The sequence below is a fragment of the Candidatus Pelagibacter sp. HIMB1611 genome, assembly GCF_052047715.1.
GTDB lineage: Bacteria > Pseudomonadota > Alphaproteobacteria > Pelagibacterales > Pelagibacteraceae > Pelagibacter.
Genome location: NZ_JBNAJM010000001.1, coordinates 86,967 through 99,955 on the forward strand (window position 1 = coordinate 86,967; position 12,989 = coordinate 99,955).

Consider the following 12,989-nt stretch of genomic DNA (forward strand, 5'->3'; position numbering starts at 1 on the left):
TTAATTTTTTAACAAATCTTGAAGTTTATTTTCTTTTTCTAGGGCCCTTATTTCATCATAGCCACCTATATGCTGCTCATCAAAAAAAATTTGTGGAATTGTTCTTTTTCCATTTGCTTTTTTAATCATTTCATCCATTGCACCTTCAACTTTTGAAATATCAATTTCATTATATGGAGCATTGTTTCTTGTTAATAATCTTTTTGCAGCCTCACAATAGTTACATAGGGGGCCAGTATACATGGTAATTTTTTTCATAACTTATAGATAGTCACCTTTTTTAATTTTACTAGTGATTTCTTTTCTAGAATATTCAAATTTTTTTCTATGTTTGATACTTTTTTGATTTACTCTTTTTCTCCACAATCTAAATGATGATGGTTTTAAAGATCTTCTCATAATTTTAATTACATCAGATTCTCGCTTCCCGGTTTTTTTCTCAATTTCCTCAAAAGTAATTCTGTCTGCCCATGCCGCCCAAATTACCCAGTCTGGGTCATCAATACTGGGTTCAGGATTTTTAACTTTAGTTACTGGGGTGTAGCCTTTTTTTTTCATAAATCCTTTATATTTGAAAAAAAAATTTAATGCATTTTTTTTACCCTCTGATATTATGATTTAGATAGTCCTTCTTAGCCATCTTTAGCTCCCGGTTTTTAAGGACTATCTTCTCTAAAAATATGCTTCCTTTAGAATTCATACTTTATTTACAGATTATCATTTTTTTATTCATTACTCCCGGCACTCCTAGAATAGTTATAATTTCTTACTCAATGAATTATGGTGTAGGGAAATGTGTTTGGTCAGCGCTTGGAGATGTTACTGCAAATTTAATTCAAGCTACTTTGGTAATTTTTGTAATAGGTTCTTTTTTTTCAGAAAATTCATTAATCCTTAATATTTTTAAATGGATTGGAGTTCTTTATATTTTATATCTTGCTTATGATATTTATAAGTCTCGTCCAAAAAATTTAAAAGATAAGGAAGAAGTCACAAAAAGTAATTTATCTTTTTTTAGAGATGGATTTTTAGTTGCAGGAACCAGTCCTAAAGCTTGGATGTTTTTTCCTTTTATATTTCCACAATTTATTGATTTTAGTTCTAATCTTTTAAGTCAATTTATAATTTTAATTACAACTTACATTGTGTTAGATTTTTTATCTCTGATTGGTTATGCAATACTTGCACAAAAATTGATTAAATGGATTACTGCAAATCCGAAAACTATTAATACAATTTCAGCGAGTGTTTTAGTCATTATTGCTGGAATTATTGTTATTACACAACAGTATTAAACTCATACTAAGTCTTTATTCCTACTTGCATTGTGTGAAAATTGTTTATTTAATTAGTAATTAATTAATTAAAGGGGAAATAAAATGAAGTTAAATAAAATAATTTTAAGTTTTGTTTCTGCATTAGTAATTTTATTTTCAACTTCTGTTGCATCTTTTGCAAAAGTAGTTGGTGACAAAATTATTTTAGGTGCTGCAATTTCCTTAACTGGTAAGTACTCATCAAATGGTGTTCATACTCAAAATGGTTATAACATGGCCGTTGACAGAATTAATAGCATGGGTGGTGTAAAGGTTGGTGGAAAAACTTATAAGTTTGACATTATCTATTACGATGATGAATCAAACCCTAAGAGAGCTGCACAGCTTGCAGAAAGATTAATTTCACAAGATGGTGTTGAGTTTATGCTTGGCCCATACAGTTCAGGTCTTACAAAAGCTATTGCACCTGTAACTGAAAAATATGGTGTTCCAATGGTAGAGGCGAATGGTGCTTCTAGATCTTTGTTTACCAAAGGTTACAAATATCTATTTGCAGTATTAGCTCCGGCAAACTTATATCTTGATGTAGCAATTGAAACAGCAGTTGAGCTAAATGGTGGAAAACCAGTAAGAATTGCTCAAGCATTTGAACAAGATGCTTTTTCACAGGATGTTAGATTAGGTATTTTAGATGCCGCAGAAAGAACTGGATCTGAAATCATCATCGATGACAAACTGCCTAAAGAGTTAAATGATATGGCTGCAACTTTGGTTAAAGTTAAACAAATGAAACCAGATGTTTTAGTTGTATCAGGTCATACTAAAGGTGCATTGACTGCAGTAAGACAAATTGCTGAAATGAAGGTTGATGTTCCAATGTTGGCTATGACTCACTGTGATGCAGCGAAATTATCAAAACAACATGGTGCTAATTCTCAGTATGCACTATGTGCCTCTCAATGGCATAAATCTCTGACTTATAAAGATGATTTCTTTAAAGATGGAATGACCTATGCTGCAGACTTTGAGAAAGAGTTTGGATATGATCCACCATACCAATCTGCTGAGTCTTCAGCTGCGTTATTGGTGTTCAAAGATGCATTTGAAAGAGCCAATTCTTTTGATCAAAAGAAAGTAAGAGATGCTCTTGCAGCTACTAACATGCAAACATTCTATGGAAATATTAAATTTGCACCTGGCGGTCAGAACGTTGATAAACCAATGGTACTTTTCCAAGTAATGTGTGATGATGCTGGTAAGTGTGAAAACAAAGTTGTTGCTCCATTAAAATGGGCATCTGCTAAGTTAATTCACCCAATGCCTAAGTGGTCTGAAAGATAAAAATTAAAAATTGAGCCCCCTGGTAATAGGGGGCTTTTTTTTATATAAACCAAAAAAGATTTTATGGATTTTCTTGTATTTCAATACCCAATGATAACTGTTCAAGCTTGCTTGGATGGTATTCTTTTAGGAGTATTGTTCGCATTAATTGCTTATGGAATGGCACTTCAATGGGGTGTTATGAATATAATTAATATTGCTCAAGGAGATCTTGTTATTTTAGGAGGATACATTGCGTACTTTATGTATCTTTATGGTATTCATCCAGCATGGGGAGTAATTGTTGCTCCAATTATAATGTATTTCGTAGGTATTGCGATCTATAAACTGGTTATAAATAAAGTAGTCGATAGAGATTTATTTATCTCAATTTTAGCTACATTTGGAATAAGTATTTTATTCATGCAATTAATGAACTTTGCATTTGGTGCAGATGTTGTGCTTGCAAATTCGCATTATGGTACAACAATGTTGTTTGATAATAATGTTGTTCTTCCTAATTCAAAAATATTTTCAGCATTTATCAGTATTTTATTTGCAGTTTGCTTAGTGATTTATATGAAAAAATCTAAGCTTGGACGAGCAATTAGAGCAACTGCTCAAAATGCACGTGCTGCAAAAATTTTAGGTGTAGATACTGAAAAAGTATATGCGGCAACTTTTGGAATTAATGCTGCTTTATGTGGTGTAGCTGGAGCTTTAATCTCTATAACATTCACTATTCACCCTTATATGGGATTACCTTATACGATTAGATCTTTTATGATTGTAATTGTTGCTGGTTTAGGAAATTTACCAGGTGTTGCAATGTCAGGTATGGGATTAGGAGTTTTTGAGGAATTTGCAGATTATATTTTAGGAACAGAATTTAGAATTGGATCAGTATTTTTATTACTAGTATTAATTTTAGTTTATCGAAGATTTAAACTTTCAAGAAAGAGAGAGTACTTAAAATGAGGAAAGTTAAAATCAATGATAATCAAGGTCAAACAGTTGAAGTTGACATAGATAAATTTAAAAAACACTTAGATGAATATCATTCATCAGGCTCAAGTGTACATGATGAAGATGGTCATTATTTTACAGTAGATCAAAATTTCAGAGAAAAAATTAATAGTCTATATGAACAAAAATAATTTAATACTTTATATAGGAATTTTAATATTTGGTTTAGCAGCACCATTTATATTTCCAGCATTTAAAGTACAATTATCAATTCTTTGCATTCTAATTGTTCTTGCAACTACTTGGAATATTCAAGGAGGAGAAATGGGCTACAATACATTTGGAAATATTTTGTTTTATGGACTGGGTATGTATTTGTGTGCTTCAGTTCAGGTTGGAATGTTTTTTCCATTAGCAGAATGGACAGAAAGTGGTGGTGAAAAAACATTTGTACATACTCCTACCCAATTTTTCCAAGGTATGGCGATGGGACTTGTTGTTGCTGCAGTAGTTCCAACTATTGTTGCTGGTTTAATTGGTTATGCAATTTTAGGATTGAGAGGTCACTACTTTGCTATTTGCACTCTAGGATTAGGAGTAGCTGCTGGAGAAATTTCTGGAGGAATTGAAATTATTGGAGCAGGACAAGGTTTTACTACTCCACCTTTTCCTAATGTAGGAGGCTTAGAAGCTAGAGGAGAATTCTTTTACTTTTTAAGTTTTATAGTTTTAGTTTTGACATTTATAACTGTTAAAGCGATTTACTCTACTAGATTTAAGTTAATCCTTAATGCAATCAGAGACAATGAAGACAAGGCTGAAGCTATGGGAATTGCAACAATGAAATATAAAATTATTGGTTGGATGATTTCTGCATTTTTCTGTGGTCTTGCAGGAGGAATAATGGGTGGACTAGTCGGATATATCGACTCTACAGATGTTGCTTTTGATGGAAGAGAAATGGGAGTGTTCATGGTTTTAATGGCAATATTAGGTGGTAAAGGAACTCTTTGGGGACCAGTTATCGGTGCAACAATATTCCATATTTTTAAAGAAGGATTTTGGACATTCTTCCTAGGCTGGCAGTATGTAGCCTTGGGAGTATTAATCGTGGTGATCGTAATTTATTTCCCTGAGGGATTAATGGGATGGTTAAGAGAAAAATATCCTCACAGATTTGGAGAGGTAGTTGATGAAGCTGATCGAAAGGCTCAGGTAGAGATAAAATGAGTATTTTAGAAGTTAATAATGTTAGTAAATCTTTTGGAGGAGTAAAAGCTAATGTTGATATCTCCATGTCAGTTGAAAAAGGTAAAATAGTAGGATTAATTGGCCCAAATGGATCAGGAAAAACAACTTTATTTAATTCAATTGTAGGCACTTATCCAATAGACCAGGGTTCAATTAAATTTAATGGAAAAGAGGTTTCTGAACTTCCTGTTCCCGTAATAGCAAAGCTAGGTTTATTAAGAACATTTCAACAAACAAGAATATATGGAAAACTGAACTGCATTGATAATATGCTAATTAGTCATAAGGGTAGTGATGAAAATATATTAAAACTGTTTTCAAAAATACCTCAAGAGCTTACAGAAAAAGCAGAAAATTTACTAAATTTTGTTGGTTTATATCAAAAGAGAAAACTTAGAGCAGGTGATTTATCTTTTGGACAACAAAAACTTTTAGAACTTGCTATGGCATTAATGAATGAACCAGAAATGCTTTTACTAGATGAACCAACAGCAGGAATAAATCCAACTTTAATCAATGGAATTATTGATAGGTTGATAAAAGTAAATCAAGATTTTGGTATCACTCTTTTGGTTATTGAACACAATATGAGAGTGATCATGCAATTAGCGGAGAATATATTTTGTTTAGCTCACGGCAAAATGTTAGCAAATGGTTCACCAGATGAAATTAAAAACGATAAGCGTGTTATCGATGCATACCTAGGAGCCCAATAATGTCAAATCAATATGAAGTTTTAGGAAAAGCTCCAACACCAGAAGATTTAAAAAAACTATCTCCAAATGAAATACATCTTACAATTAAAAATTTAAATGCTGGCTATGGTAAAATGGAAATTTTACATAATTTTGATTTATTCGTGAACAAAGCACAATCATTGTGTTTGATTGGACCAAACGGAGCTGGTAAATCTACAATTCTTCACTCAATTTATGGATTTACAAACATCTTCTCTGGTCAAATTGAAATAGAAGGAAAAGAAATTACAAATCTTACACCAGCTGAAAAATTAAAATCAGTTGGAATTGCATATATCTTACAAGACAATTCTGTATTCCCAGATATGACAGTTGAAGAAAACTTATTAATGGGTGGATATATTAAAGATAAAACCGAAGAGTCTTTTGAAGAAGCTGAAAGAATTTTAGAAAAATACGAGAGATTAAGAAATAGAAGAAATCAGCCTGCTAAAGTTTTATCAGGTGGTGAAAGAAGATTGTTAGAAATCTCTAGAGCTTTAGTTATGAAACCATCCGTTCTATTAGTTGATGAACCTTCAATTGGTTTAGAACCTAGATATATTGACATGGTTTTTGAAATTTTGAGAGATCTTCAACAAAATGAAAAGAAAACTATTATATTAGTTGAACAAAATGCCAAAAAAGGACTAGAATTTGCAGACATTGGATATGTATTAGTATCTGGACAAACTGCAATTGCTGGCAAAGGGGATGATTTATTGCAAAACCCTGATGTTGGTAGACTATTCCTTGGTGGCTAATGATAAATAAAGATTTCTTTTTTAAAGGCTATAAATCAATACTAGCTCACGATAGCCCAGCAATAGCTTTAGGTTGTTGTTTTATTGCTATAGGAGCTCTTTTAAAAAATCTTGGCTTCAATATTCAAGAAAGCATTTTTTCTACCATGCTGACTTATGCATTGCCAGGATCTCTAGTTATGGCAGAGTCTTTATTGGTTGGTGCTTCTTTATTAAATATTTTTTTAGCAGTTTGGTTTGTTAATGCTCGTTTATATCCAATGGCTGTTTCTTTGTTTCCATTAATGATGCATGAAGATCAACCAAAGTGGAAATATTATTTTTCATGCCATTTCATAGCTGTATCAGCTTGGTTGATTATGAAGAGTAATTATAAGACTATTCCAGAAAAATATAGAATTGATTATTGGATAGGGATTGGAAGCGCTACTTGGAGTGTTGCTGTAATTGGGACTTTAATAGGTTTTTATTTTTCAGAATATTTAAACAAAGAAATGATGATGGGTTTAGCTATTTTAAATCCTGTATATTTTTTATGCATGATGGTAGGAGCGTCAAAAACAAGACAAGTAACTTTATCAGTTTTACTTGGAATTATTTTGGGACCTGTTTTTTATTTTTTTTCACCTGAATGGTCTATTTTATTAGGTGGAGTAGTTGGTGGCACTATTGCTTACTTAATAGGAGAAAAAAATGTCAACTAGTATCGTTTTAGCAATTTTGGTGACATCCCTTGCAACTTTTTTATCAAGATTTCTTGGAGCAATAAGCTCAGAAGGTATAAAAGAAACTTCTAAGATATTTAAATGGTTTAACTGTTTAGCTTATGCAACTTTAGCAGCCCTAATTGCAAGAACAATAATTTTTCCAGTTGGTGTGATGGATGACTCAAGCTACTTAGTAAGATTTGTTGTTGTTGTACTATCCTTAACTGTTTTTTTTATTTCTAAAAAAAATTATGTTTATCCCACAATTTTCTCTGCCATAAGTATGGCAATATTAATTAATTATTTCTAAATAAAATTGATTTATTAAAAAACTTAACTTAAGGTTTCTTATGGAAAAAATACCTGGTTTAGAAATTCAAGAACATGATAAATCAAAAAGAATTTTGAATATTAAAATTACTGATGAGATTATTAAGAAATTAGTTTTTCCATTTAATAAATTTGACTTAACAGCTTTAGAACTAAAGCCTTTTACAAGGTTTACAATAGCAAAAAGTTTAGATGATTTAACAGAAAATAAACTTAGTAAACTAATGAACTCAATAATTAGAGATCGTTCAACTGGTTGTTTTATAATTGGACCAAAAAATATTTCACCAAAAATTAATGATAAATTTTTAGTAAAATTATCAACAGCTATTGCCTATTTAATTGGAAATCCTAACCATGATTCAATGGCAGGAAAATACTATGCTCGTTTTCATGTTAAACACGAAGACGCGAGTGACTCTTATTTAAGAAAAGCTTACCGTAATATGGATCTTCATACAGATGGAACTTATGTTAAAGAAATTACTGATTGGTTAATTATGACAAAGTTAGAAGAAGAAAATGTAGAGGGTGGAGAGACTGCGATGTTGCATTTAGATGATTGGGAACATTGCAAAGAACTATCAAATGATCCTGTGGGTAAACAAGATTTTCTTTGGAGCTCACCTAAGAGTAAAAATGTAGATTATAAAGTTGAGCATCCAGTTTTTTCTTCAGATGATAAAGGAAGACCACATATTTCATATATTGACCAATTTCCTGAACCAAAAAACATGGAACAAGGCAATTTTTTACAGAGATTATCTGATGCTCTGGAAGGAAGTGAAAATAAAGTAATTACAAAGTTACCGGTTGGTTGCTCTATAATTGCAAATAATTATTTTTGGCTTCATGGAAGAAAACCTTTCAAAGAAAATAAAGAATTAAGCAGAGAATTGTTGAGAATTAGAGGATCTTTTTTTGTTAATTAATTCAATATAATCAATATAAAGTAACCAAAATATTATGATTTTAGGTTTTATTGGTACGGGTAAAATTGCATCTTCAGTAATAACTGGAATATGTAAATCTAATCTTAAATTTAATAAAATAATAATTTCTCCAAGGAATAAACAGATTGCTAAAAGTTTAAAAAAAAAGTTTAAAAAAATAGTTATTGCTAAAGATAACCAACAAATTGTTGATCAATCTACTTGGGTATTTTTATCTATTACACCTACGGTGGGAGAGAAGATAATTAAAGATTTAAAATTTAAGTCTAGTCAAACAATTGTTAGCTTTATATCTACAATAACTCTATCACAGTTAAAAAAAGCCATTAAAGTAAAAGCAAAAATAGTAAGAGCAATTCCTTTGCCACCAATATCATTAAAGAAAGGACCAGTTCCAATTTGTCCTCCGAATTCAAAAGTGAAAGCTTTTTTTAATCACTTAGGAACTACTGTGGAAATCAAAAATGAAAAATCTTCGATAAACTTTTGGTCTACTTCTGGAATGATGGCACCTTTTTATGAAACGCAAAGAGTAATGTCTGATTGGTTAGTAAAAAAAGGGGTAAAAAGAAATAATGCTCAAAAATATATAACTTCTTTGTTTTTAGCTTTGTCAGAAGATGCGGTTATGCATTCTAAAGAAAATTTAAAAGAGTTAGTTAAAGAGTCACAAACACCTAAAGGATTAAATGAACAGGGTGTCAATGAATTGACAAAATCTGGTTTTTATAAATCATTAGAGAAAACTTTAAATAGTATTTACAAAAGATTAGATAAATAAATGTCTGAAAATATTTTAGAGATAAATAATTTATCAAAGTATTTTGGAGGACTTGCAGCAGTTTCTGATTGTTCTATTAAAGTTAAAAGAGGTACTATCACAGGTATAATAGGTCCAAATGGATCTGGTAAAACAACTTTATTTAACTTAATTGCTGGAAATTTAAAATCTTCAGGTGGGAGTGTAACGTTTGATGAAGAAAATATCACAGATGTTCCATCTTACGAATTATTCTCAAAAGGTTTGCTTAGAACTTTTCAAATAGCACATGAGTTTTCAAATTTATCTGTTTTGGAAAACTTGATGATGGTACCAGGAAATCAATCAGGTGAAAAGCTAATGACAGCATTATTTAAGCCAGGGTTAGTTTCAAAAGAGGAAGCGGAAGTTAAAGAAAAAGCAAAAGAAGTAGTTGAATTCTTAAATCTAGGGCATTTGTCAAATGAGCTTGCAGGAAATCTTTCTGGAGGTCAAAAAAAGTTGTTAGAACTTGGAAGAACCATGATGGTTGATGCAAAATTAGTATTATTGGATGAAGTAGGGGCAGGAGTAAATAGAACTTTATTAAAAGATCTGGGTACTGCAATCGAAAAGCTAAATAAAGAAAAAGGTTATACTTTTTGTATGATTGAGCATGATATGGATTTTATAGGGAGATTATGTGATCCTGTGATTGTTATGGCTGAAGGTTCGGTTTTATTTGAGGGTACGGTTGATGAAGCTAAAAAAGATGAAAAGGTAATAGAAAGTTATCTTGGCAGAGGATCAAAATTAAAGGATGAAGTTTAATGGCATATTTTGAAGGAATAGAGATGACTGGTGGTTATGGAAATGGACCAGATATAATTAATTCTTGTTCTGTTGAAGTAAACAAAGGAGAAATTGTTTCTATTCTAGGACCTAATGGTGCTGGAAAATCTACAGCTATGAAAGCAATGTTAGGTTTATTAAATTTAAAATCTGGATCAGTTAAAATTGATGGTAAGGATATTTCAAAACTTTCTCCACAGGATCGAGTTAAACAAGGAATTTCATTTGTTCCTCAAACAAAAAATGTTTTTGCGGGAATGACGGTTGAGGAAAATTTAGAAATGGGCGCCTTTTTAGTAAACTCTGAGATAAAAAATATTATTGAGGAAATTTACGAACTATTTCCAATCCTTAGAGAAAAAAGAAACCAAATGGTAGGTGAATTATCTGGTGGTCAAAGACAACAAGTAGCACTTGGAAGAGCGTTAATGATTAAACCGACAGTACTAATGTTAGATGAACCAACTGCAGGGGTATCACCAATTGTTATGGATGAATTGTTTGATCATATCGTTAAAGTAAAAAGAACTAATGTTGCTATTTTAATGGTAGAACAAAATGCTAAACAAGCATTAAATATTTCTGATAGAGGCTACGTATTAGTTACTGGAGAAAATCGTTATTCAGGAACAGGCAAAGAATTATTGAACGATCCAAGAGTAAGAAGCTCTTTCTTAGGAGGATAATATGGATCTTATTAATGCAATAATTCTTTTACTAAATTATATTTTTATTCCAGGACTTACTTATGGTTCTCAATTAGCTTTGGGTGCAATTTTTGTTACTTTAATTTATGGAATTCTGAGATTTGCTAATTTTGCAACTGGAGACATGATGTCATTTGGAACCATGATGACAATTTTATTCACTTGGTATTTTCAATCTTTAGGTATTTCTCTTGGAGTTCTGCCTACAGCTTTAATTGCACTTCCATTTGGTATTTTTTTTATGATTTTATACATGCTTACAATCGATAAATTTGTTTTTAAGTATTACAGAACTCAAAAAAGTCCTCCAGTTCAGTTTGCTATGGTTAGTATAGGTGTGATGTTTGTGACCCAAGCAGTTGTTAGAATTATAATAGGTCCAGGAGATAGAAGGTTTTTTGATGGAGAAAAATTCATTATCAAGGCTAGAGAATTTAAAGAAATGACAGGTTTAAACGAAGGACTCGCCCTTAAATCTACTCAGGTCATTACTATTTTTGTTACAATAGTTTTAGTCTCTTTATTGTTCTGGTTTTTAAATAAAACTAAAACAGGAAAAAGCATGAAAGCTTACTCTGATAATGAAGATCTTGCTTTGCTTTCAGGAATAGATCCTAAGAAAATAGTATTGGTAACCTGGGTAATTGCAGGAATTTTAGCTACTATTGGAGGAGCTTTGTATGGTTTAGATAAAAGTTTTAAACCTTTCACTTACTTTAATAATATGCTTCCTATTTTTGCTGCAGCAATTGTTGGAGGAATTGGAAATCCTTTTGGTGCATTTTTGGGTGGCTATGTGATTGCTTTTTCAGAAATTTTATTAACATATGCATATAAGAAATTTTTTATGTACATATTACCTGAAAGTATGGAACCAGAAGGCCTAATTCAATTACTTTCAACCGATTACAAATTTGCAGTTTCATTTTCAATTTTGGTGATTGTATTACTTTATAGACCCTCAGGGATATTCAAAGGGAAAGTATTGTGAGAAAAAATCTAAACGTTATTGCAGCATACAGTATCATGATGGTTCTAATTCTATTAGTTGGAATTTTTCAATCATGGAATATTGCATTATCAATATTTAATCTTTGCTTAATTTCAGCAGTCATGACCATGGGTGCAAACATACAATGGGGTTATGCTGGTTTAATAAATTTTGGAATAATGGGATATACAGCTTTAGGAGGTCTTGCTGCAGTAATAATTTCAGTTGATCCTGTCCAAGAAGCATGGAGGGCTGGTGGATTTGATATTTTAATGTGCTTATGGCTCATCATTGTAATGGTTTTAGTTATCAGATTTATTTTGAAAAATTTTGAAAAATCAAAACTAAGAACTTACAGTATTGCAGCTCTAATTATTGCAGCTATCATAATTATCAGAGTTACAGCGGAACCAGGTATTGAAAAAATTGAAGCTGTAAATCCTGCAACTACTGGTTTTCTAGGCGGGTTTGGTTTACCTATTATTTTCTCCTGGATCGTAGGTGCATTATTTGCTGGAGGTTTAGCGTTTATAGTTGGAAAAGTTGCTTTAGGTTTAAGAGCTGATTATCTAGCAATTGCAACATTATTGATTTCAGAAATTGTAATAGCAATAATTAAGCATGAGGACTGGTTAACTAGAGGTGTTAAAAATGTTATTGGCTTAAAGAGGCCAGCTCCATATGAGGTCGATCTGCAGACCACTGATTGGTTTATAAATTTAGTAGAAAAGTTTAAATCTAGTAAGTTAGATCTAATTACTGATTTATCCGAAAGACAAGCAGCTTTAAATCAATTCGTAATAGAAGGCTCCTCAATATTTGTTAAACTTTGTTACTCAGGTTTATTTTTAGTTGTTGTTATAATACTTTTAATTCTTACGCAGAAAGCTCTTTATTCTCCATGGGGAAGAATGATGAGAGCAATAAGAGATAATGAAGAAGCAGCAAATGCTATGGGTAAAAATGTTGTGAAACAACATTTGCTAATATTTATTTTAGGTTCAGCAATTGTTGGAATTGCAGGAGCAATGCTAGTAACTCAGGATGGATTATTTACACCAGGAAGTTATAGACCAATGAGATATACATTCTTAATTTGGGTAATGGTAATTGTTGGAGGAAGTGGAAACAATTTTGGTGCAATTTTAGGTGGCTTTGTTGTATGGTTTTTATGGATCGAAGCAGCACCAATTTCAATGTTTTTAATTAACTTCTTTACAGCAGGTATTCCTGAAACAAACGCTATCAAAGCTCATCTTATTGAAAGTGTTCCTTATTTTAGATTTTTATTGATGGGTTTAGGTTTGTTATTCATAATGAGGTACCGACCTAAAGGTATACTTCCAGAAAAAATAGAAATAAAATAATTAAACATGAAATATATTATTTTAGGTG

The 12,989-nt window shown here is 31.4% G+C and carries 17 protein-coding genes; 15 read left to right on the forward strand and 2 right to left on the reverse strand.

The genetic code is table 11. The features are described from left to right. Both grxC and ACTTAS_RS00485 read right to left on the reverse strand, forming a co-directional pair. Complete coding sequence (gene grxC, locus ACTTAS_RS00480) at nucleotides 1–258, reverse strand: glutaredoxin 3 (RefSeq protein WP_440677941.1); 258 nt, start codon at nucleotides 256–258, stop codon at nucleotides 1–3. Between the two features lie 3 nt (nucleotides 259–261). Next, nucleotides 262–558, reverse strand: coding sequence for a TIGR03643 family protein (locus tag ACTTAS_RS00485; RefSeq protein WP_075506249.1), 297 nt, complete (start codon nucleotides 556–558; stop codon nucleotides 262–264). Nucleotides 559–680: 122 nt separating this feature from the next. On the opposite strand from ACTTAS_RS00485, the gene ACTTAS_RS00490 reads away from it, so the two are divergent. The 15 genes from ACTTAS_RS00490 to ACTTAS_RS00560 all read left to right on the forward strand — a co-directional run bounded on the left by ACTTAS_RS00490 (nucleotide 681) and on the right by ACTTAS_RS00560 (nucleotide 12,961). Then, the gene (locus ACTTAS_RS00490) at nucleotides 681–1,295 is read left to right on the forward strand and encodes a LysE family translocator (protein ID WP_075506248.1); all 615 of its coding nucleotides are present in this window, start codon (nucleotides 681–683) and stop codon (nucleotides 1,293–1,295) included. An 84-nt stretch (nucleotides 1,296–1,379) separates the two neighbouring features. Continuing rightward, nucleotides 1,380–2,618 carry an amino acid ABC transporter substrate-binding protein gene (locus ACTTAS_RS00495; RefSeq protein WP_075506247.1) on the forward strand — a complete coding sequence of 413 codons (1,239 nt, stop codon included), beginning with the start codon at nucleotides 1,380–1,382 and terminating at the stop codon, nucleotides 2,616–2,618. A 63-nt stretch (nucleotides 2,619–2,681) separates the two neighbouring features. Beyond that, entirely contained in the window at nucleotides 2,682–3,575 is an 894-nt protein-coding gene (locus ACTTAS_RS00500; RefSeq protein WP_075506246.1) for a branched-chain amino acid ABC transporter permease, read from the forward strand. Then, entirely contained in the window at nucleotides 3,572–3,754 is a 183-nt protein-coding gene (locus tag ACTTAS_RS00505; RefSeq protein WP_075506245.1) for a hypothetical protein, read from the forward strand. The genes ACTTAS_RS00500 and ACTTAS_RS00505 overlap by 4 nt, the downstream gene beginning before the upstream one ends. Continuing rightward, on the forward strand, nucleotides 3,741–4,793 hold the full coding sequence (locus tag ACTTAS_RS00510) for a branched-chain amino acid ABC transporter permease (RefSeq protein ID WP_075506244.1): 1,053 nt from the start codon (nucleotides 3,741–3,743) through the stop codon (nucleotides 4,791–4,793). Before ACTTAS_RS00505 ends, ACTTAS_RS00510 begins: the two co-directional genes overlap by 14 nt. Next, nucleotides 4,790–5,530 carry an ABC transporter ATP-binding protein gene (locus tag ACTTAS_RS00515; protein ID WP_023854239.1) on the forward strand — a complete coding sequence of 247 codons (741 nt, stop codon included), beginning with the start codon at nucleotides 4,790–4,792 and terminating at the stop codon, nucleotides 5,528–5,530. Before ACTTAS_RS00510 ends, ACTTAS_RS00515 begins: the two co-directional genes overlap by 4 nt. Next, nucleotides 5,530–6,315 carry an ABC transporter ATP-binding protein gene (locus ACTTAS_RS00520; RefSeq protein WP_440677942.1) on the forward strand — a complete coding sequence of 262 codons (786 nt, stop codon included), beginning with the start codon at nucleotides 5,530–5,532 and terminating at the stop codon, nucleotides 6,313–6,315. Before ACTTAS_RS00515 ends, ACTTAS_RS00520 begins: the two co-directional genes overlap by 1 nt. After that, complete coding sequence (locus ACTTAS_RS00525) at nucleotides 6,315–7,019, forward strand: AzlC family ABC transporter permease (protein ID WP_075506241.1); 705 nt, start codon at nucleotides 6,315–6,317, stop codon at nucleotides 7,017–7,019. Before ACTTAS_RS00520 ends, ACTTAS_RS00525 begins: the two co-directional genes overlap by 1 nt. Then, nucleotides 7,009–7,332 carry an AzlD domain-containing protein gene (locus tag ACTTAS_RS00530; protein ID WP_440677943.1) on the forward strand — a complete coding sequence of 108 codons (324 nt, stop codon included), beginning with the start codon at nucleotides 7,009–7,011 and terminating at the stop codon, nucleotides 7,330–7,332. The genes ACTTAS_RS00525 and ACTTAS_RS00530 overlap by 11 nt, the downstream gene beginning before the upstream one ends. Before the next feature lie 40 nt (nucleotides 7,333–7,372). Beyond that, a complete protein-coding gene (gene glaH, locus ACTTAS_RS00535; protein WP_075506239.1) occupies nucleotides 7,373–8,284 on the forward strand; it encodes a glutarate dioxygenase GlaH in 912 nt (303 codons plus the stop codon). A gap of 34 nt (nucleotides 8,285–8,318) precedes the next feature. Further along, complete coding sequence (locus tag ACTTAS_RS00540) at nucleotides 8,319–9,086, forward strand: pyrroline-5-carboxylate reductase (RefSeq protein WP_440677944.1); 768 nt, start codon at nucleotides 8,319–8,321, stop codon at nucleotides 9,084–9,086. After that, on the forward strand, nucleotides 9,087–9,875 hold the full coding sequence (locus ACTTAS_RS00545; protein ID WP_440677945.1) for an ABC transporter ATP-binding protein: 789 nt from the start codon (nucleotides 9,087–9,089) through the stop codon (nucleotides 9,873–9,875). Next, nucleotides 9,875–10,582 carry an ABC transporter ATP-binding protein gene (locus tag ACTTAS_RS00550; RefSeq protein WP_262590337.1) on the forward strand — a complete coding sequence of 236 codons (708 nt, stop codon included), beginning with the start codon at nucleotides 9,875–9,877 and terminating at the stop codon, nucleotides 10,580–10,582. Before ACTTAS_RS00545 ends, ACTTAS_RS00550 begins: the two co-directional genes overlap by 1 nt. Nucleotide 10,583: 1 nt before the next feature. Then, the gene (locus tag ACTTAS_RS00555; RefSeq protein WP_440651770.1) at nucleotides 10,584–11,594 is read left to right on the forward strand and encodes a branched-chain amino acid ABC transporter permease; all 1,011 of its coding nucleotides are present in this window, start codon (nucleotides 10,584–10,586) and stop codon (nucleotides 11,592–11,594) included. Between the two features lie 35 nt (nucleotides 11,595–11,629). Further along, nucleotides 11,630–12,961, forward strand: coding sequence for a branched-chain amino acid ABC transporter permease (locus ACTTAS_RS00560; protein WP_075506298.1), 1,332 nt, complete (start codon nucleotides 11,630–11,632; stop codon nucleotides 12,959–12,961). Nucleotides 12,962–12,989: the final 28 nt, after the last annotated feature.